The organism is Micromonospora sp. S-DT3-3-22 (genome assembly GCF_015354745.1).
GTDB classification, from domain to species: Bacteria; Actinomycetota; Actinomycetes; order Mycobacteriales; family Micromonosporaceae; genus Micromonospora; species Micromonospora wenchangensis.
In genome coordinates this window covers 1-19,398 of the sequence record NZ_JACGMO010000045.1, presented here as the reverse complement: position 1 = coordinate 19,398, position 19,398 = coordinate 1, and the positions used below count along the sequence as shown (strand labels likewise).

The 19,398-nt window shown below is 73.5% G+C and carries 21 protein-coding genes; 9 read left to right on the top strand and 12 right to left on the bottom strand.

Features of this window, described 5'->3' with window-relative positions:
• Nucleotides 1-118: 118 nt before the first annotated feature.
• A complete protein-coding gene (locus tag H1A17_RS15355) occupies nucleotides 119-790 on the bottom strand; it encodes a hypothetical protein (RefSeq protein WP_375372816.1) in 672 nt (223 codons plus the stop codon).
• 76 nt (nucleotides 791-866) lie between these two features.
• Between H1A17_RS15355 and H1A17_RS15350 the strand changes: the two genes are divergently transcribed.
• Nucleotides 867-1,841 (top strand): EamA family transporter, encoded by a 975-nt coding sequence (locus tag H1A17_RS15350; protein WP_194822162.1) that lies wholly within the window; start codon nucleotides 867-869, stop codon nucleotides 1,839-1,841.
• Between the two features lie 133 nt (nucleotides 1,842-1,974).
• Nucleotides 1,975-2,670: an A24 family peptidase gene (locus H1A17_RS15345; protein ID WP_194822161.1), complete on the top strand. Its 696-nt coding sequence runs from the start codon at nucleotides 1,975-1,977 to the stop codon at nucleotides 2,668-2,670.
• A 109-nt stretch (nucleotides 2,671-2,779) separates the two neighbouring features.
• Here the strand turns inward: H1A17_RS15345 and H1A17_RS15340 are convergent, their stop codons facing one another.
• From H1A17_RS15340 to H1A17_RS15320, 5 genes are all read right to left on the bottom strand, one after another.
• Complete coding sequence (locus H1A17_RS15340) at nucleotides 2,780-5,974, bottom strand: UvrD-helicase domain-containing protein (RefSeq protein ID WP_194822160.1); 3,195 nt, start codon at nucleotides 5,972-5,974, stop codon at nucleotides 2,780-2,782.
• Nucleotides 5,975-6,100: 126 nt separating this feature from the next.
• Entirely contained in the window at nucleotides 6,101-7,348 is a 1,248-nt protein-coding gene (locus tag H1A17_RS15335; protein WP_145922435.1) for a metallophosphoesterase, read from the bottom strand.
• 12 nt (nucleotides 7,349-7,360) lie between these two features.
• Nucleotides 7,361-7,606 (bottom strand): MoaD/ThiS family protein, encoded by a 246-nt coding sequence (locus H1A17_RS15330; protein WP_088643614.1) that lies wholly within the window; start codon nucleotides 7,604-7,606, stop codon nucleotides 7,361-7,363.
• 1 nt (nucleotide 7,607) lies between these two features.
• Nucleotides 7,608-8,621: a GTP 3',8-cyclase MoaA gene (gene moaA / locus H1A17_RS15325; protein ID WP_194822159.1), complete on the bottom strand. Its 1,014-nt coding sequence runs from the start codon at nucleotides 8,619-8,621 to the stop codon at nucleotides 7,608-7,610.
• On the bottom strand, nucleotides 8,618-9,532 hold the full coding sequence (locus H1A17_RS15320; RefSeq protein WP_145922433.1) for a fructosamine kinase family protein: 915 nt from the start codon (nucleotides 9,530-9,532) through the stop codon (nucleotides 8,618-8,620). The genes moaA and H1A17_RS15320 overlap by 4 nt, the downstream gene beginning before the upstream one ends.
• Nucleotides 9,533-9,685: 153 nt before the next feature.
• Between H1A17_RS15320 and H1A17_RS15315 the strand changes: the two genes are divergently transcribed.
• Nucleotides 9,686-10,732, top strand: a complete 1,047-nt coding sequence (locus H1A17_RS15315) for a DUF4192 domain-containing protein (protein WP_194822158.1) — start codon at nucleotides 9,686-9,688, stop codon at nucleotides 10,730-10,732.
• Nucleotides 10,733-11,020: 288 nt separating this feature from the next.
• Here H1A17_RS15315 and H1A17_RS15310 read toward each other — a convergent pair whose 3' ends face one another.
• A complete protein-coding gene (locus H1A17_RS15310; RefSeq protein ID WP_194822157.1) occupies nucleotides 11,021-11,212 on the bottom strand; it encodes a DUF397 domain-containing protein in 192 nt (63 codons plus the stop codon).
• Entirely contained in the window at nucleotides 11,199-12,005 is an 807-nt protein-coding gene (locus tag H1A17_RS15305; RefSeq protein ID WP_194822156.1) for a helix-turn-helix transcriptional regulator, read from the bottom strand. Before H1A17_RS15305 ends, H1A17_RS15310 begins: the two co-directional genes overlap by 14 nt.
• Before the next feature lie 448 nt (nucleotides 12,006-12,453).
• Between H1A17_RS15305 and H1A17_RS15300 the strand changes: the two genes are divergently transcribed.
• A complete protein-coding gene (locus H1A17_RS15300; RefSeq protein ID WP_194822155.1) occupies nucleotides 12,454-12,753 on the top strand; it encodes a hypothetical protein in 300 nt (99 codons plus the stop codon).
• Nucleotides 12,750-13,004, top strand: coding sequence for a flavin reductase (locus tag H1A17_RS15295; protein ID WP_240762514.1), 255 nt, complete (start codon nucleotides 12,750-12,752; stop codon nucleotides 13,002-13,004). The genes H1A17_RS15300 and H1A17_RS15295 overlap by 4 nt, the downstream gene beginning before the upstream one ends.
• Before the next feature lie 60 nt (nucleotides 13,005-13,064).
• Here H1A17_RS15295 and fdhD read toward each other — a convergent pair whose 3' ends face one another.
• A complete protein-coding gene (gene fdhD, locus H1A17_RS15290) occupies nucleotides 13,065-13,919 on the bottom strand; it encodes a formate dehydrogenase accessory sulfurtransferase FdhD (protein WP_145922429.1) in 855 nt (284 codons plus the stop codon).
• A 107-nt stretch (nucleotides 13,920-14,026) separates the two neighbouring features.
• Between fdhD and H1A17_RS15285 the strand changes: the two genes are divergently transcribed.
• From H1A17_RS15285 to H1A17_RS15275, 3 genes are all read left to right on the top strand, one after another.
• Nucleotides 14,027-14,644 carry an NTP transferase domain-containing protein gene (locus tag H1A17_RS15285; protein WP_168222599.1) on the top strand — a complete coding sequence of 206 codons (618 nt, stop codon included), beginning with the start codon at nucleotides 14,027-14,029 and terminating at the stop codon, nucleotides 14,642-14,644.
• On the top strand, nucleotides 14,641-14,898 hold the full coding sequence (locus tag H1A17_RS15280) for a DUF6457 domain-containing protein (RefSeq protein WP_145922428.1): 258 nt from the start codon (nucleotides 14,641-14,643) through the stop codon (nucleotides 14,896-14,898). Before H1A17_RS15285 ends, H1A17_RS15280 begins: the two co-directional genes overlap by 4 nt.
• A gap of 160 nt (nucleotides 14,899-15,058) precedes the next feature.
• Nucleotides 15,059-16,171: a YbjN domain-containing protein gene (locus H1A17_RS15275; RefSeq protein WP_145922427.1), complete on the top strand. Its 1,113-nt coding sequence runs from the start codon at nucleotides 15,059-15,061 to the stop codon at nucleotides 16,169-16,171.
• A gap of 44 nt (nucleotides 16,172-16,215) precedes the next feature.
• Here the strand turns inward: H1A17_RS15275 and H1A17_RS15270 are convergent, their stop codons facing one another.
• Nucleotides 16,216-16,674 (bottom strand): Lrp/AsnC family transcriptional regulator, encoded by a 459-nt coding sequence (locus tag H1A17_RS15270; protein ID WP_088643606.1) that lies wholly within the window; start codon nucleotides 16,672-16,674, stop codon nucleotides 16,216-16,218.
• Between the two features lie 59 nt (nucleotides 16,675-16,733).
• On the opposite strand from H1A17_RS15270, the gene ddaH reads away from it, so the two are divergent.
• Nucleotides 16,734-17,567, top strand: a complete 834-nt coding sequence (ddaH, locus tag H1A17_RS15265) for a dimethylargininase (RefSeq protein WP_375372815.1) — start codon at nucleotides 16,734-16,736, stop codon at nucleotides 17,565-17,567.
• 82 nt (nucleotides 17,568-17,649) lie between these two features.
• Here ddaH and H1A17_RS15260 read toward each other — a convergent pair whose 3' ends face one another.
• Nucleotides 17,650-18,864 (bottom strand): ABC transporter substrate-binding protein, encoded by a 1,215-nt coding sequence (locus H1A17_RS15260; protein ID WP_145922426.1) that lies wholly within the window; start codon nucleotides 18,862-18,864, stop codon nucleotides 17,650-17,652.
• Between the two features lie 29 nt (nucleotides 18,865-18,893).
• The coding region (locus tag H1A17_RS15255) for a S9 family peptidase (protein WP_194822154.1) at nucleotides 18,894-19,398 on the bottom strand (505 nt) is incomplete at its 5' end.

Sequence of the window (19,398 nt, the reverse complement as noted above, 5' to 3'; positions counted from 1 at the left end):
CGGAGCCGAGGGGCTCGGTGGGTGGCTCGGACTCGGAGGCCGTGGGCCGGTGTTCCTTGTCGGGACGGCCGGAGTCGGGTGGGCCGAAGGTTGACAATCTCTCTCCCCAGGGGTGGGCTCAGCGCTGCTTCAGGCAGAGGACGAAGTCGAGGGTGTCCAGCTCGCTGTCGAAGAAGTACCAGTTGGTGTAGCCCTCCACCACGCCGCACTTCGCCTCGGCGTCCCTTTCACCACTGGTCGCCCCGTCGAAACGGCGGAGCACCTCGTACGTCTTCGGAGCGCACGCGGTGATCAGCAGCTTGGGCTTGCCGCCGGCCGGGCCCTCGTTGCGGACGCACTGGCCCGCCTTGACGAACCGGGGGTCGGCCGACGAGGCGGGGGCGGGCGTGGTGGCTGCCGGACCGGAGGTCGCCCCGTCCGGCTCGACAGGCGTCGTCGGCAGGACGGCCTCGGTCGTGGACGGCGGTCCGTCGTCGTCGGCCAGCAGGTACCACAGGAGGCCACCGCCGACGACCAGCACCGCGAGCACGACCAGCACCGCGACCAGCGGACCACGGCCGCGCCCCGGCGTCGGGGCATCCGGGTACGCCGCCGGCCCGCTGACCGCGTACGGGTCCATTGGCCCGTACGGCTCCGGCTGCCGGTACGACGGGTCGTACGACGACGGGTAGCCGGACGGCTGGGACGGCACGGTCGGGGGCTGCTCCGGGGCGGGCTGGCTCCAGCGGTCGTCCGGGCGTCGCCCACCCCACGGTTCCGGGGAACCCCCCGGTGGTCCGTAGTTCGCCATGCCCGTCCTCCCGCGTGCCGAGATGCCGGCCATCCGAAGGACGCCACCGACGTGGTCACCGTAGCGTGGTCCTGCGATGACCTCATCTCCCTCGGCCGCGACACCCGCCCGACCAGCCCTGATCTGGACCGCACTGATCCTCGTCTACGTGCTGTGGGGTTCCACGTACCTCGGTATCCGGGTCGTGGTGGAGTCGATGCCGCCACTCGGGTCGGCCGCCGCCCGCTTCGGCGGTGCCGCGCTGGTGCTGGCGGTCGTGCTGCGGCTGCGGCGGGGCAGGGGCGCGCTGCGGGTCGACCGCCGGCAGCTCGGTTCCGCCGCGCTGGTCGGGGTGCTGCTCCTGGCCGGGGGCAACGGTCTGGTGGTGCTCGCCGAGTCCGGTCCGGCCGGGGTGGCGGTGCCGTCGGGGATCGCCGCGCTGCTGGTCGCCACCGTCCCGCTGCTGGTGGTGCTGTTGCGGACGGTCACCGGGGACCGCCCGCCGGGGTGGACGTTCGCCGGGGTGACGCTGGGCTTCCTCGGGCTGGTGCTGCTGGTGCTCCCCCGGGGCGGGTCCGGTGCGGTGCCGCTGGTGGGGGCGTTGACCGTGGTCGCGGGGGCGGTCTGCTGGTCGGTGGGGTCGTTCCTGTCCAACCGGCTGCGGATGCCCGCCGATCCGTTCGTCGCCACCGTCTACGAGATGGTCGCCGGGGCGGTGGCCCTGTCCGTGTTGTCGCTGGCCCGGGGTGAGCTGCGCGGGTTCTCGCCGGCCCAGGTGACCGCCCGGTCCTGGCTCGCGCTGGCGTACCTGTTGGTGGCCGGGTCGCTGGTGGCCTTCACCGCGTACGTCTGGTTGCTGGCGAACGCCCCCATCTCGCTGGCGGCCACCTACGCGTACGTCAATCCGGTGGTGGCGGTGGCGCTCGGCGCGTTGCTGGTCGCCGAGCCGGTGACCGGCCAGGTGCTGCTCGGCGGCGCGGTGATCGTGGCAGGGGTGGCGCTGGTGGTGACCACCGAACGGCCGCGCCGGCCGGCCGTCGACGGGGCGGTCCCGGAGCCGTCCCGCCGGTAACGTCGACGGCCGTGCCCCTCGGCCCGCCGACCCCGAGCGCGCGGCCCGGCCCGCCGCCCGCACGTAAGCGCACGGCTGACCGTGGTGCCCACGCGGGCGCACGTTGCCCGGCGGCCGGCCGCCCGGAGCCACGATGACCGGGACGTCGGTCGGCCTGGTGACCGCAGCGGCGACGCTCGGTGTGCTGGCCGGCCTTGCCGCACCCCGCATCGCCCGCGCATTCCCACCGCCCGCGACCCCGCGACCGTCGCCGCCCGGGAACGCCGTTCCCCCACCGGCCAGGGAACCGGATGCCCGGTCGGCCGGACATGGCACGCCTCCGGTCGTGGTGGGGGCGGTGGTCTGCGGCGGGTTGGCCGCCGCGCGTGGCGCGGAGCCGGCGCTGCCGGCGTTCCTGCTGGTGGCGGCGGTGGGGGTGGTGCTGGCGGTGGTGGATCTGGCCAGCCTCCGCCTGCCCGACCCGCTGGTGGGTGCGGCGGCGCTCGGCGGCGGCACCGCCTTGACCGTGGCCGCCGTCGCCGCCGGCACTCCCGGCCGTCTGGCGCTCGCCCTGGTCGGTGCCGCGCTCTCCTTCCTCCTGTACGTGGTGCTGGCGTTGCTGCCCCGGTCCCGGCTCGGCTTCGGTGACGTGAAACTGGCGGCGGTGCTCGGCCTGCCGTTGGGCTGGCTGGGCTGGCCCGCCCTCTGGCTCGGCCTGCTGCTGCCGCACCTGCTCAACGGGGTGCTGGTGCTGGCGCTGCTGGCCGCCGGCCGGGTACGCCGGGACACCGCCCTACCGTTCGGCCCGGCCCTGCTCACCGGCGCCTGGCTCGCCGCCCTCCTCGCCTGACCGCGCACCGCGCCCGGCCGCCGGGGGCGGACAGCTTTGTCGCGCATCGAGCGGTGTCAGGTCGGCCGGGATACCGCTACTCCGACCCCCATGAGTCGATCGAGGGGCGTCAGATCAGGCGGAGTTGACGGTCCTTGGGGCGGCGTGGCTCGGCCTCGCCGAACCGTTCGAACAGGCCCGGGTCGACGACGTCGAGGAACGGCGACGGCCGGCAGTCGCGTTCCGTTCCGTGCCGGACCCGGCGGGCGGCGTGGCTGACGTAGAGGCGGTCCTGGGCGCGGGTCAACCCGACGAAGAACAGCCGCCGTTCCTCGGCGATCGCGTCGTCGTCCGGTGTGGAGCCGGGCCAGCGCAGCGGCAGCAGGCCGTCCTCGACGCCGACCAGGAAGACCACCGGGAACTCCAGCCCCTTCGCGGCGTGCAGGGTGAGCAGGGTGACCGCCTCGGCGCGCGGGTCCAACGCGTCGACCTCGGCGCCGGTGGCGAGCTGGGAGAGGAAGAGTTCCAGGTCGTCGCCGCAGCGCCGGGCCAGCGGGGTGAGCAGGTCGACGGCGGTCCGCACGTCCTCGGGGCGTACGGTGCCGGCGGCGTCCAGGGTGGGGGCGGCGAACCGTTCGGCGAGCACCTGCCCGGCGGCCCGGACCCGGGCGGGCAGCCCACCGGTGGTGCCGTCGGCGTGCCGCAGTTCCCGGGCGATCGCCAGGACGCCGGGCCGGTCCCGGAGCCGGTCGTGGGACCGCTTCTGCACCGGGATGTTGGCCCTGGCCAGCGCGTCCACGATCGGGGCGGCCTGGGCGTCGGTGCGGTAGAGCACCGCGATGTCGGAGAAGGACAGGCTGGTCGACCGGCCGTCGATCCGTCCGGAGTCCAGCGACCGATGGGAGAGCCCGCCGACCAGGTCGTCGACGGTGCGTACCACGAAGTCGGCCTCGTCGGCGACGGACGCCGCCGGGTAGCGGCCGACCAGCGGGGCCTCCGGGTCGAGCCGGGCCGGGTCGAGCCGGCGGCCCCGGACCAGCGACGACGGCGCGATGGCCTGGACAGCGGCGGCCAGGATCGGCGCGGACGAGCGGTAGTTGCGGTTGAGCCTGACCAGCCGGGCGTCGGTGAAGTCCTCGGAGAAACGCAGGAAGTAGCCGACGTCGGCCCCCCGGAACGAGTAGATCGCCTGGTCCGGGTCGCCGATCGCGCAGATGTTGCCGTCGGCGGGGCTGAGCAGCCGCAGCAGGTCGTACTGGACGGGGTCGACGTCCTGGTACTCGTCGACGAAGATCCACCGCCAGCGTTCCCGGTAGTCGCGGACCAGCTTCCTGTCGCCCTTGAGCAGTGCTACCGGCAGGGTCAGCAGCTCGTCCAGGTCGACCAGGTCCTGCTTGCGCAGCAGCGCGGTGTAGCGGGCCGGGTCGTCGCCGGCCTCCGTCCGCGCGGCGGCACGTTCGGCGTCGTCGGCGATCCGGAAACCCTCCGGCAGCCCGGCTGCGGCGGCGTTCTCCCGCAGGATGCTCAGCCCGAGCGAGTGGAAGGTGCCGACGGTGACGTCCTCGGCGACCGGGCCGAGCAGCCCGTCGAGCCGGTGCCGCAGCTCCTCGGCGGCCCGCCGGGTGAAGGTGATCGCCAGGCACTGCTCGGGGAAGACGTTCAGCTCGGCGCAGAGGTAGGCGATCCGGTGGGTCAGGGTCCGGGTCTTGCCGGTGCCCGGCCCGGCCACGATCAGCAGCGGGCCGCCCGGCGCGGAGGCGGCCACCCGCTGCATCGCGTCCAACCGGTCCAGCAGCCCGGTGCCGACCTCCTCCATCCCGGCGAGCATCGGCTCGAACGGCTCGTGCGGCGACGGCGTCGGGGCGATCGGTGGTGGCGGCGGGGTCGGCGCGGGCTTCGGCTTCGGTTCGGCCTTCGCCACCGCCGGGCGCTTGGCCTTCGGTTTCGCCGCCGGCTCCGTCGGCCTGCGCTGCGCCGGCACCGGTACGTCGAACAGCGTCTCCTGCCCCGATCCGGCGGCCCCGCCCAGCTCGGCCGGGTCGAAGAGGGTGATCACGCCGTACTCGCCGTCGTAGCCGGGCACCCGGCGCACGTCGCCCCGCCGCAGCCGGCCGATGCCCTCGGCGAGCAACTCCCCGCCGACCCGGCCGATCTCGTCGACCGGGGTACGGGTCAGGATCTCCAACTCCGGGCCGAGCGCCGCGACCAGCTCGTTGAGTTTCCCCTCGACCTTCTTGGACCGGGGGCCCACCTTGTTGATCTCACCGAGGATCTCGGCCAACGGCACCAGGTGGGTCACCTCGCGGGCGTGCTCCGGACGGTGCCCGTCCGGCCGGTCGGCCAGCTCCTCGACCCGGCTGAGCACCCCCACGGTCAACGGCTTGCCGCACTCAGGGCAGCGTCCACCGGCCGCCCGGGTCCGCTCCGGCGACCAGTTGACGCCGCAGAGCCGGTGCCCGTCGGCGTGGTACTTGCCCTCCTCGGGGAAGAACTCGATCGTCCCGGCCAGCCCGTCACCGGTCCGCAGCGCGTCCCGGATGGCGAAGTAGTCGCGGGCCGACGAGAAGACGGTGGCCTCCCTGGCCAGGGCCGGCGGGGAGTGCGCGTCGGAGTTGGACACCAGCCGGTAGCGGTCCAGGCTGCCGACCCGCCAGTTCATCGCCGGGTCGGAGGAGAGCCCGGTCTCCACCGCGAAGACGTGCTCGGCCAGGTCGGCGTAGCAGTCGGCGATCGCGTCGAAGCCGGATTTCGAGCCGAGCGCGGAGAACCACGGCGTCCAGATGTGCGCCGGCACCAGGTAGCCGTCTTCGCTGGCGTCGAGGGTGATCTCCAGCAGGTCCCGGGAGTCCAGGCCGAGGATCGGCCGGCCGTCCGAGCCGAGGTTGCCGATCCGGCCCAGCGCGGTGTTGAACCGGGCCACCGCGTCCAGGTCGGGCAGGTAGATCAGGTGGTGCACCTTGCGGGTCCGGTCGTCCCGCTTGTAGATGGTGGAGATCTCCACGCTGAGCATGAACCGGACCGGGTCGGCCTCCGCCGCGTCGGCCAGCCGGGGTGGCAGCCGCCGGGCGATGTCCGCCTCGACCTCCGGGCCGAGCCGGTACAGGCCGGGCTCGGCCGGTTGCAGGGTTTCCCGCAGGTGGTCGTACCAGCCGGGATGGGTGAAGTCCCCGGTGCCGAGCACCCCGATGCCCTTGCGTCGGGCCCACCAACCGAGGTTGGGCAGGGTGAGATCGCGGCTGCACGCGCGGGAGTACTTCGAGTGGATGTGCAGGTCCGCGACGAACGGGGGGACGCCACCAGGGGGAGCGGCGTTGAACGGAGGCACGCCGCATCCTGTCACGGCTGGTCCACTACCCGCCTGCCGCCACGCGTACGCGTGACCTGAGCAATCCGGTGCTGGACTCCACCGGCCGGACGCGCTATGTGCGCGACCCCGGCTCGTCCGGGCAGGTCACGGGGCACGCAGCTCCACCAGGGTCACCTGCGGCGGTGCGCCGACCCGGACCGGGGGACCCCAGAAACCGGCCCCGTTCGTGACGTAGACCTTGGTGCCGTCGACCTCGCCGAGGCCGGAGACCACCGGTTGCTGGAGCTTGACGGCCAGGTTGAACGGGGCCAACTGTCCACCGTGGGTGTGTCCGGAGAGTTGCAGGTCGACGCCGAACTTCGCCGCCTCGTGCGCGGCGACCGGCTGGTGGGCGAGCAGCACCACGGGGCGGTTGACGTCCCGGCCGCCGAGCGCGGCGGTGAAGTCGGCGGGGCCGGCGACGCCGGTGCCGTCGGCGGTGACGTCATTGATCCCGGCCAGGTCCAGCACCCCGCCCCGGGCCCGGATCTCCTGCCGCTCGTTCTGGAGCACCCGCAGGCCGAGCCGGTCGACCTCGGCCACCCACTCCTCGACGCCGGAGTAGTACTCGTGGTTGCCGGTGACGAAGAAGCTGCCGTACCGGGACCGCAGGTCACGCAGCGGCTCGGCGGCCTCGCCCAACGCGGCGACGGACCCGTCGACCAGGTCACCGACGACCGCGACCAGGTCGGCGTCCAGTCGGTTGATCATCGCGACGATCCGCTCGGTGTGCGCCCGACCGCGCAACGGGCCGAGGTGGATGTCCGAGACGGTGGCGATGCGCAGGCCGTCCATGCTGCGGGGGAGTTTCGCCAGCGGGATGCGTACCCGGTCGAGCTGCGGGGGGCCCAGCGCGGTGCGGACCCCGTACCCGGTGATGCCGGCGGCGGTGAGCCCGGCGAAGATGGCGGCCCCCCGGGCGAGCAGCAACCGGCGGGACTCGTCGTGGTCGGGGCGGTCCACCGCCTCGGCGGCCGGCGGGTCGGCGCTGCCGGCCGCACCGACCAGCGCCGGTTCCGGGGCGGCCGTGGTCGCCTCGGCGGCGGCGCTGCGGCGACGCAGCACCAGCCGGGTCACCACCATCGGCACTTCCAGCACCAGCAGCACGATCAGCAGATAGAACATCACCGCGAGCCAGAGGTAACCGGGCCAGGCCAGCCAGAACGCCCCGGCGATCTGGGTGCCGGCCATCGTCGCGGGGACGAGCACCGCCAGCACCAGCGCGACGACCGTGCCGACCCGCCGCCACCGGCCCGGCCCGGTGGTGTCCTTGACCAGCCGCTTCCACAGGTAGAAGTGGATCAGGCCGGTGATCAGGGCGAGTGTGCCCACGAACCCCAGAATCGCCAACACGGCAGCCCTTCCTCAGCCGCCCGCGAAGGGAGGCAGCACGTCGATCGTGGCCCCGGCCGGCAACGGTGTCTGACGATCATGGCAGGCCACCCCGTCGACCAGGAAACTCGCCACCTGGAGCACCGCGGCCAGCCGGGGGCCGTGCCGGTGGGCGAGTTCACCGAGCAGTTCGTCCAGCGGGCGGCCGGCGGATGCGGTCTCCTCGCTGCGGCCGGCGGCGGCCCGCGCCCCGGCGAAGTACCGGACGGTGAGGTCCACCTCAGCCTCCGATCGCCGACATGGGCCGGACGGGTTGCAGGAAGGTCGGGTCGTCGATGCCGTGCCCGGCCCGTTTGACCACCGTGGCGGCCTGCCAGCGCCGGGCGATCTCGGCGTCGTCCACGCCGGCCCGCAACGCGCCGCGCAGGTCGGACTCCTCCGTGGCGAACAGGCAGTTGCGGATCTGGCCGTCGGCGGTGAGCCGGGTCCGGTCGCAGTCGCCGCAGAACGGCCGGGTCACCGTGCCGATCACGCCGACCCGGGCCGGGCCGCCGCCGACCAGCCAGGTCTCGGCCGGGGCGGCGCCCCGGTGCGCCGGGTCGGGGGTGAGGGCGAACTCGGCGGCCAGCGACGTGAGGATCTCGTCGGCGGTGACCATCGTGGCCCGGTCCCAGCCGTGCTGGGCGTCCAACGGCATCTGCTCGATGAACCGCAGCTCGTAGCCGTGGTCGAGGGCGAACCGCAGCAACGCCGGTGCCTCGTCGTCGTTGACCCCGCGCATCAGCACCGCGTTGACCTTCACCGGGGCGAGCCCGGCGGCGGCGGCCCCGGCCAGCCCGGCGAGCACGTCGCCGAGCCGGTCCCGCCGGGTCAGCGTGGCGAACCGGGCCGCGTCCAGGGTGTCCAGCGACACGTTCACCCGGTCCAGTCCGGCGTCGCGCAGCGCCGGGGCGAGCCGGTCGAGCCCGAGGCCGTTGGTGGTCAGCGAGATCCGGGGGCGGGGGGTGAGCGCGGCCACGGCGGCGACGATGCCGACCAGCCCCGGCCGGATCAGCGGCTCTCCCCCGGTGAACCGCACCTCGGTCACCCCGAGCCGCTCCACCGCGACCCGCACCAGCCGCACGATCTCCTCGTCGGTGAGCAGTTGCGGCCCGGCCAGCCAGGGCAGCCCCTCCGCCGGCATGCAGTAGGTGCAGCGCAGGTTGCACTTGTCGGTCAGCGACACGCGCAGGTCCCGGGCGATCCGGCCGTACCGGTCGACGAGGACGCCGGCGGTCGTCGGGGCGGCGGTCACCCGTCGACCGTAGCGCGGCCGACGCCCCGCAGCGCCGCTCGGGCGGCACCGACGACCGCATCGCGGTACGCCCCGCCGAACAACGCGGTGTGCACGAGCAGCAGGTGCAGTTGGTGCAGCGGCACCCGTTCCCGCCACCCGTCGGCCAGCGGCCACGCCTCCCGGTAGCCGGCCATGATCCGGTCGTGGTGCGGCGGGCCACCGAACAGCGCCAGCTGGGCCAGGTCCGTCTCCCGGTGCCCGCCGTGCGCCGCCGGGTCGACCAGCCACACCCGCTCGTCCGCACCCCAGAGCAGGTTGCCCGGCCACAGGTCGCCGTGCAGCCGGGCCGGCGGCTCGTCGCCGCCGAACTCGCCGATCCGCGCCACCACCTGCTCGACAAGCGCGGCGTCCGGGCCGTCGAGCGCGCCGCCGTCGACCGACATCCGCAGGTACGGCAGGAGGCGTCGCCGGGCGAACCAGTCCGGCCACGGCCCGTCGTCGGGGGTGTTGTCCTGCGCGAGGGTGCCGATGAACCCGGGCCACGCCGCCCCGAACCGGTCGGCGCCGGCCCGGTGCGTGCCGGCCAGCTCCCGGCCGAACCGCTCGGCCGCCTCGGGCGTCGGCTCGCCGGGGTCGACCCAGTCGAGCGCCAGCAGCTCCGGCAGCGCCACCACCACCTCGGGTACGGCCACCCCGCCGGCCTCCCGCAGCCAGCGCAGCCCGGCGGCCTCGGTGTCGAAGAAGCCCGCCGGTACGGGTCGACCGGCGCGCTCCGGCCAGGTCTTGGTGAAGACCGAGTGGCCGTCGTCCAGGGTCAACCGGGAGGCCACGCAGCTGTCCCCGCCCGCCACCGGGGTCTCCCGGATGCGCTGGTGGGTCAGGAAGGTGGGCAGGTGCTCCGGGTGCGCCCGCAGGTACGCCAGGTCCATGAGCGCAAGGTAGCCGCTCGGACCGACCCCGGTGGGCCGCATAACCTCCGGAATCGCGGTGACCTGTGCAAATACTCTCCGTATCTGTGGATAACCCGTGTGTCGTCCACAGGGCCTGTCGGCGCTGTGCCCACCCGCCGCACGCTGCCGGACATGAACGCGACCGACCGCCCCCGGCTCACCGTCCGCTCGCCCGCCGACCTGATCACCGCCGTGCCGTACCTGATCGGCTTCCACCCCGTCGACAGCATCGTGGTGGTGGCGATGCGGGGCCGGCGGATCATCTTCGCCGCCCGTGCCGACCTGCCCGGACCGGGCACCGACCCGGCCCTGCCGGCGCGACACCTCGGCGACGTGATCGGCCGGCAGGACGCCGAATCCACCACCGTCATCGGGTTCGGCCCGCCCGAACGGGTCACCCCGGCGGTGGACGCCGTCCGGTCGGCGCTGGCCGACTTCGGCCTGCCCGTGCTCGACGCGCTGCGGGTGACCGGTCGCCGCTACTGGTCCTACCTCTGCGAAGCGCCGGACTGCTGCCCACCCGACGGCACCCCGTACGACCCGGATGCCAGCCAGGTCGCCGCCGCCGCGGTCTACGCCGGTCAGGTGGCGCTCCCCGACCGGGCGGCACTCGCCGCGCAGGTCGCCCCCGCCGGGGGCGTCGACCGGGTCGCCCTGCGCCAGGCTGGTGACCGGGCCGAACGCCGCCTGCTGGCACTGCTGGAAGCGGCCCCCGCCAGCGACGAGTTCGGCGAACGGGCGATCCGCCGGGCCGGCACCACGGCGGTACGCCAGGCGCAACGCCGGCACCGGCGCGGCGACCGGCTCACCGACGACGAGGTGGCCTGGCTGACCCTGCTCCTGACCCACCTGCCGGTACGCGACCACGCGTGGGAACGCACCGACGGCCGGGAGAAGGACATCGCCCTGTGGAGCGAGGTGTTGCGCCGCAGCGAAGAGGAGTTGGTGCCCGCCCCCGCCTGCCTGCTCGCCTTCGCCGCCTGGCGGGCCGGCCAGGGCGCGCTCGCCGCCGTGGCCCTGGAGCGGGCGCTGGCCATCCGCCCCGACTACACCCTCGCCCGGCTCCTCGACGATCTGCTGAGGCGCGGTGTTCCGCCGTCCGACCTGGACGGGTGGCCGGCCGTGACCGAGCCGGAGGTGCTGCGCCGCCGTCGTCGCCGGCCCCGCCGCCCCCGCTGACCCGCCGGCCCCGTTGATGCGGGCGACTGCAGGGTCACTGTCGGTGAGGATGGTCGGGGCTATGTGGTCTCGGAGAGAAGTATTCCTGGCAGTCATATTCATGCCTGACAGGCATACGGCTGTCAGTGGCATGGTGTCGGGGCGGACACGGTCGGCACCTGGCCGGAGTGATAGCCGCCCATGCTCTCCATCGGCCGGGTCGGGCACGTCAGCGATGGAATGCCGGGTCGTTCCCTGACGTGAATGCCTGCCCCGGACCTCGGGGCAGGCATTCGCCGAGCAGGTCGGTCAGGCGCGGGCGGCCAGCCCGGCGACGAACGTGCGCCATGAGGTCGGGGCGAACGTCAGGGCCGGCCCGTCCGGGTCCTTGGAGTCCCGCACGGCGACCGCGCCGGGAAGATTGTCGGCAACCTCGACACAGTTCCCGCCGCTCGCGCCGCTGCGGGTGGACTTCCGCCACGTGGCGTTACTGAGGTCCATGTTGGCTCTCAACTTCCTTCAACAGATCGATTGACTGCCGACGCGGAAGGGCCTCGTTCCGAACGTTCTCCCACCGCGCTTGGAGCGTAGCCAACTCATCATCCTTGTCGACCACAACGCCGCCAAGCTGGTTCTCAAGGTGCCCGACCCACACTCCACCGCCGGAGCGCGCCAGGGCGAATGGTCCAGACAGCCCGACATGCAGCCCGGTGACTACCGGGATGACGTGCACATGAACATGCGGCAGCTCCGCCCTGGCGATGAGTTGCGTGATCTGCTGACCCATGACGACACCGAAGCCCTCTCCGGCGAGGCGCACCGCCCTCTCGTCGAGCACCGCCACCAATTGCGGGGGATGCGCGCCGGTCAGAATTCTCTGTCGGTCGATTCGTGCCGACACCCGCTGTTCCACCTCATCGTCGGTGAGGCTGTCGACGGTTCGAAGCACCGCGCGGGCGTAGGCCTCGGTTTGTAGTAGGCCGGGAATCAGGTTCGGCTCGAAGTACCTGAGTTGGGTCGCGTTGCGTTCGGCGTCGAGCCACGGCAGGAACCACGACGGTGTGCCGAGCTTGCTCACCAGCCGCTCGAAGAGCCCGCCGGTGCTGAGCGCCCGATCAGCTCCCTTGATGAAATCCAGGGTCAGCGCCCGGGTGCCACCCTCGACGGCACTGACGTGCGACGCGCTGAATCCGGCACCCCGCCCGAACGTCTCCTGCGTCATCCCGGCGGCCCCCCGGGCACGGCGGATCTCGGCAACGACGAAATCGGCGAGCGGATCTGGTACGTCAGCCATGCACGGCGCCCCAATCTGAAGATCGACTATTCATGTCGCCACCTCGTCGGCGGTTCCTCATCCGCTTCAGCCCGAACCCTCGTCGCACCTTCCGAGCCTAGTGACATCCACATCAGAGTGTCACCGGGGCGGCGCTGTCGGTAGTGGTCGAGAGCTGGCGGCGGCGTCTGCCGGAGGGGCCGTCCGTGGAAGGGCGGCCGGCCCCTCCTCCACACCGACACGGACACACCGAACGCAAAGGAGACGCCGTGCCCAGCGAGAAGCCGAAGCCCGACCGGGGCCCGAAGCCCGCACCCCGCCCCGAACCCGTACCCGATCCCGGGCCGCCCGCGCGCCCGATCGTGCCCGGACCGATCGGACCGTTCGTGCCGCCGTACCGGGGGCCGGGGCGGATGACCGGCGTCGTGCCGGCACACCGCTGGTCGTACGGCCGGAACCAGGGACCCCGGTGACTCCGCCGGAGGTCAGGTCGGGAGACGTCCTGCACCTCTCGCGTACCGCCAGTGTGCAGTTCATCCGGCCGGTCACGGTCCGGGTCATCCGGGTGCTGGCCGACTGGCACACGTACCACGGTTGGGTGTGGATCGACGCGTACGAGCTGAATGCCGCAGGCGACGCGGTCCGGCGGCGGACCCTGTTCCTGATGCCGGCGGGCGCGCGCCGGCTCGCGCAGCCGGACCGGCCGGCACAGGCGTCGCTCCCGCAGGGCGGGCGGGGGCGTCGGCTCAGGTCGGTGGGGACGCGGTGACCGGGCCGCTGCCCGGCCGGCACACGCCGCTGCGGCCGATCTGGCTGTGCCGGGTCGACGCGAACCCGTGGCCGTGCGGGGAGGCGAAGCTCGCCCTCCTCGCGCGGTACGCCGACGACCTGCCCGGACTGCTCGCCCTGCTCACCGGGTTGTCGGCGGAGGCGACCGACCACCTGACGCAGCTCGACAACGGTCGCCGGATCGACGTGACCGACCGCTTCCTGGCCTGGGTCCGCCCGCCGGACCGCTGACCTTCCCAGCCCGGGTCGACGTGTCGCCGACCTTCCACCGGTGGGACAGGGCTGCGGGGTTCAGGGGGTGACGCGCTGCGCGCCGGTGTAGACGTTCATCGTCCGGCCGCGCAGGAAGCCGACCAGGGTCAGGCCCGCCTCGTCGGCCAGGTCGGCGGCGAGGGTGCTCGGCGCGGAGACCGCCGCCAGCAGCGGCAGCCCGGCCATCCACGCCTTCTGGGTCAGCTCGAAGCTCGCCCGGCCGGACACCATCAGCAGGTGCCCGGCGAGCGGCAGCCGCTGTTGCCGGACCGCCCAGCCGACCACCTTGTCCACGGCGTTGTGCCGGCCGACGTCCTCGCGCAGCACCACCAGTTCCCCGTCGGGGGTGAACAGGCCCGCCGCGTGCAGGCCGCCGGTGCGGTCGAAGGCGCGTTGCGCGGCGCGCAGCCGGTCCGGCAGCTCCGCCAGCAGCTTCGCCGGCACGGTGAGCGGGTCGTCGGCGACGGCGAAACGGGACCGGGTACGCACCGCGTCGATGCTGGCCTTCCCGCACACCCCGCAGGAGCTGGTGGTGTAGAAGTTGCGCGCCGGGTCCGTCTCCGGCGCCGGCACGCCGGGGGAGAGCACCACGTCGACCACGTTGTACGTGTTGGGTGTCTCCGCCCCGGAGCAGAGCTGGGCGGTGTGCACGTCGGCGTCGCCGCGGATCAGCCCCTCGGTCAGCAGGAACCCGATGGCCAGGTCGAGGTCGTCACCGGGGGTACGCATGGTCACCGCCAGCGGGCGGCGTCGACCCGGGCCGCCCGGACCGACCCGGATCTCCAGCGGTTCCTCCACGGCCAGCGTGTCCGGCCGGCGCAGCGCCACCCGGGCGTCGTCCGCCGCGTCGAGGTCGATCCGGAGCACGCTCCGCCGGTCAGTGGCCCGTCCCATCCCGCCATCCTGCCCCGCCCACCCGGCCCCCCGCACGGTGACCACCCCGGCTGCGGCCTACCCGGAGCACGGTGGCCGGGCCGGGCCGGGCGGCTACCGTGATCCGGGTGACGGCGTACGCGGCGGTGGTGCTGGCCGGCGGGGCGGCCCGCCGGATGGGCGGGCGGGACAAGCCGGCGGTGCCGGTGCACGGCCGGCCGATGCGGGACCGGGTGCTCGCCGCCGTCGCCGACGCCGTGCCCCGGGTGCTGGTCGGGCCCGGTGGGGCGCTCCCGGCCGACGTGCTGGTGACCCGGGAGGAGCCGGCCGGTGGGGGGCCGGTGGCCGCCACGGCCGCCGGGCTGGCCCTGCTCGGTCCCGGTACGACGGTCGTCGCCCTGCTCGCCGCCGACCTGCCGTTGCTCACCCGCCCGGCCGTCGGCGTGCTGCTCGACGCGCTCGCCGCCGAATCCGGTCCGGCGGCGGCGGACGGCGTCTGCCTCGTCGACGACCGGGGGCGACGCCAGCCGCTGTGCGGGGTGTGGCGGGTGCCGGCGTTGCGCGCCGCGCTGGACCGGGTCGCCGCCCGCCGAGCCCAGGCTAGTGCGCTGGCCGGGGCGTCCATGCGGGAACTGCTGGGCGAGCTGACGGTACGCGAGCTGGCCTGGTCCGCTGCCGGCCCGCCACCGTGGTTCGACTGCGACACTGACTCCGACGTACGCCGGGCGGAGGAGTGGACGCGATGACCGTGCTGGACGACTGGGTGACGGCGGCCTGCGCCGAGCTGGGTCTCGACCCGGCCGAGGTGTCGGTGCCGACCGTGCTGGACCTGGCCAGGGACGTCGCGCACCAGGTGCTGCGCCCGGGTGCGCCGGTCACCGCGTACCTGTTGGGGGTGGCGGTCGGACGCGGCGCGGACCCGGCAGCGGCGGCGGCCCGGCTGAGCGGGCTGGCCGCCCAGTGGCCGGTGGAGTTGGGCGGTGAGCATCCCGCCTCCTGACCGGGCGGGTGCGGCCGGGCGGACACCGGCGCACGATCCGGTACGCCGTGCCCCGGGCGGTGACGGGCGACGGGGACGGGCGAGGTTGTCCGATGCCGGTCGCGGTGGATTCGTTCTCCGGCCCGCCTGGGTAGGGTGACCTTGACGGACGGAGGCGATCATGACGGCGGACCACCCCTCGAAGCCGACCGGTGATCAGCCCGGCACCACGCCGGCGCACCACGACCACCACGAGTCGGTCCTGCTGGACGAGCCGAGCACGGCCGACCTGCGGGCCAAGGTCACCGAGGCGTGGCGGGAGTTCGCCCGGGCGCTTGCCGAACGGCTGCGTGAGCTGCCCGCCGGGGCGCAGCTCGAAGTGACCCTGGACCCGACCGCCTCCGGCACCGGCGACGCCGTCTACTCGATCAGCGTGGCCGTCGGTGAGGGTGGCCGGCTCTCCGCGCGGGCGGTCGGCAACGCCACCCTGCCGCAGGGCTTCCGGCTGGACCGCGCCGCGGTGGCCGACATGATCGCGCTCGGCTGGTCGCCGCCCGGCGTGGTGGCGGGCTCCGGCGAGCACTTCGGCCTGGAAGGGTCGACCGGTGACGCCAGCAAGCTGGCCGGGCTGCTCTCCCGCACCCTGCGCGACGTGTACGGCGCACCGCACCCGGCCTTCCTGGTCTACCTCAGCCAGGACGCCGACGGGGAGTCGTTGCCGATCGAGGCGCTCGGCACCGCGCGCAGCGAGTTCGGCCCCGACCGGGACGTCGAGGCCGACCTGGACGAGGCGCTGGCCGCCGCGGCGAGCGCCCAGAGCGGTGAGCAGGAGGTGCTGGACCTGCCCGAACGGGTCCGGACGGTGGTGTCGACCATGCTGAAGTCGACGTCCGACCACCTCCAGATCGACTCCGACGGGGACATCAACATCCGGGCCGGGTCGGCGATGGTCTTCGTCCGGGTGCGGGACAATCCGCCGCTGGTGGACGTCTTCTCGCCGGTGCTGACCGAGGTCGAGCCGACGGAACGGTTGTACGTGAAGCTCTCCGAGCTGACCAACCGGATGCCGATCGGCCGGCTGTACTGCGCCGACGACACCGTGTGGGCGTCCATCCCGGTCTTCGGGCGCAACTTCCAGGCCACCCACCTGATGCTGGCCGTGCAGGTGATGACCGGGCTCGCCGACGAACTCGACGACCGGTTGCACGGCGAGTTCGGCGGCAAGCGGTTCTTCGGCGAGGGCGACAAGCCGGGCCGGGGCGACAGCGAGCACCGCACCGGCATGTACCTCTGATCCACCGCCCTGCGCCGGGGCACCGGCCCGACTCCGGCCGGGTGTCAGGGGGTGGACGGGCCGACGCCGGGCGACTCGACCAGCCGGGACAGCACGATGGTGCTCCGGGTGGAGGTGACGAACGACTCCGCCCGGAGCCGTTCGAGCGCCTCCTCCAGGTGGGAGATGTCGGCGGCCCGCAGGTGCACGAGCGCGTCGGCCTCACCGGAGACGGTGTACGCGCCGACCACCTCGGGGTGCCGGCGGGCGGCCACCCCGAGCTGGGTGGGTGTGGTCCGGCCGGCGCAGAACAGCTCGACGAACGCCTCGGTGGTCCAACCGACGGCGGCCGGGTCGACCACGGCGGTGAAGCCCCGGATCACCCCGCTGGCCCGCAGCCGGTCCACCCGTCGCTTGACCGCCGGAGCGGAGAGTGACACCCGGGCACCGATGTCCGCGTACGAGGTTCGGGCGTCCGCCACGAGCAACGCAATGATTCGCTGGTCGACCGCGTCTATCTGCAACGTTCCGCCTCGGGGAAGCAATGGTTCTGGCTGTTACCAAAGTTCTACGCTACCTACCCTTGGTGACCGTGAACCAGCAGCGTGTGCCGCGAAAGCGGACATATCTCATGTGTGCCCCGGAGCACTTCGCGGTCGAGTACGCCATCAACCCGTGGATGGACCTCACCGTCGGCGTCGACGTGGCACAGGCGGTCAAACAGTGGGACCGGCTGCGGGACGCACTGGTGGGCCTCGGTCACGACGTGCACGTGCTCACCCCGCAGCCGGGACTGCCGGACATGGTCTTCGCGGCCAACGGGGCCTTCGTGGTGGACGGGACGGTCTACGGCGCGCAGTTCAAGCACGAGCAGCGGGCCGCCGAGGCCGCCGCGCACCGGGAGTTCTACCAGAAGCACGGCTGGCACTTCATCGCGCCGAGCGAGACCAACGAGGGTGAGGGCGACTTCGCCTACCTGCCCGAGGCGCACGGCGGGCTGATCCTCGCCGGGCACGGGTTCCGCACCGAGCTGCCGGCGCACGCCGAGGCGCAGGAGGCGCTGGGGCGGCCGGTGGTGTCGCTGCGCCTGGTCGACCCGCGTTTCTACCACCTGGACGTGGCGCTCGCCTCGATCGACGACGGCAACGTCGCGTACTTTCCGGGGGCGTTCTCGGCGGCCAGCCAGCGGGTGCTCGCCCAGCTCTTCCCCGACGCGGTGCTCGCCGACGACGAGGACGCGCTGGCCTTCGGCCTGAACCTGGTCAGCGACGGGGCGAACGTGGTGCTCAACAGCGACGCGACCCGGCTGGCCGGCAAGCTCCGGGCCGCCGGCTACACCCCGGTGCCGGTGGACCTGGCCGAGCTGAAGAAGGGCGGCGGCAGCGTCAAGTGCTGCATCGCCGAGCTGCGTCCCTGACCGGTCCCGGCACCGGCCGGCCCCGACCGGTGCGGCACCCGCACGGCCGGTCCCACTTCGGGGCCGGCCCGCCGCCCACGGCTCAGCCGAGGGTGGCGATCTCGTTGATCAGGACGTTGGAGAGCAGCCGGCCGTCGAACTGCACCTTGCGCAGGTACCACTTCTGCTGCGGGGTGCGCGGCTGGTTGAACTGCCACGGCCCGCGCGGACTGTCGATCTGACCGATCTTGCCCAGCGCCAGGTTGACCTGCTGCGCGGTCGGCTCGGCGCCGGCCAGCCGGATCGCCTTGTCGAGCACCTGCGCGGCGTCGTACGAGGCCATCGCGTAGGTGGTGGGCGAGACGTTGTAGGTCTTCCGGTAGGCCGAGGCGAAGATCCGGTTGGCGTTGTTGTTCAGGTCGGCCGAGTAGTTCAGCGCGGTCTGGATGGTGCCGGCCTTGAGGCTCTCGTCCGCGTTGACCAGGGTCGACCGCAGGTCGGTGAGGATGCTGCCCTCGGTCAGGAAGCCGGGCGCGTAGATGTCCCCGAACCAGCGGCTACGGCGCAGTTGCCTGATGAACTGCTCACCGGCGGTGCCGGAGTAGAAGCAGAAGATCCCGTCCGGCTGGCGGCTGAGCGCCTCGCTGATCTGCGCGCCGAACTCGTTGTCGCCCGGGGCGGGGTTGGCGGTGGTGAGGATGGGGTCGCCGATGATCCGGGGGTCGTCGGTGCCGAAGCCGTCCCGGAAGCCGTTGATCACGTCCTGGCTGGCGGTGCCCTCGGGGGCGACGATGGCGAGCCGGCTTCCGGTGGGAAGTGTTCGCCGCAGGTACGACCCGAGCGCCCGGCCGGGCTCGTCCAGCACGTACGACGTCCGCCAGATGTAGACGACGCTCTGGAGGCTGGGCGGGGAGGCGTTGGACCCGATCAGCGGCACCCGGGCCTTCTCCACCGCGTCCCGGATGCCGGACATCACTGTCGAGTTGACCACGCCGCTCATCGCGAGCACGTTCTGGGTGAGCAGGTTGTCGACGGCGGCCTGGCCGCTCTTGGCGTTGTCGCCCTCGTCGACGGTCACCACCGTCACCGGGTGGCCGCCGAGCTGCTGCCCGTTCATCGCCAGGAAGAGCTGGAAGCCGTTCTCGATGTCGATGCCGATCGCCTTGCCGTCGCCGTTCTCCGGCCGGATCAGCCCGATCTTGATCGGCTTGCCCGGGGCCGGCGTCTCGGTGTCGTCCGTGCCGCAGGCGGCGGCGAGTCCGGTCGTGCCGAGCGCGGCCAGCAGTTGAAGGGCCCGCCTGCGGTTCATCTGCGACACCGAAATCCTTCCGGAAGCATTGCCGGGCGTCACCGCCCCTCCGGCGTTCTACCTGGTGGGCGACCCTGCGTCAATGGATCTTGATCTTCAAGCAGCGACTGCAACGCAGCCCTTACCTGCGGCCAGGCCGCCGAGAGCGGGTCGATCAACCCGAAGTGCTCGCATTCCGGCAGCTCAATGAGGGTGACCGGGGCGCCGGCGGCCCGTGCGGTGGCAGCATATGACCTGCTCAGAGCAGCCGGCACCTGGCGGTCCTCGCCCCCGTGCAGAATGACCGTCCGTGTCCGTGGCGGCACCGACCGGCGGGGGTCGGCCACCGCGTACCGCTGCGGCTGCTCGGCCGGGCCGCCGCCGAGCAGCGCGGCCACCGCCCCCGAATCCAGATCCAGCCGGTACGCCTCGGCGAGGTCGGCGACCGGGGCCAGCGCCAGCACCCCGGCCACGTCCTGCGGGGCGTGCGCCGCCACGTGCAGCGCGAGCTGCCCACCCGCCGAGTGCCCCAGCAGCAGCGGCGGCCCCGGCGCGACCAGCCCC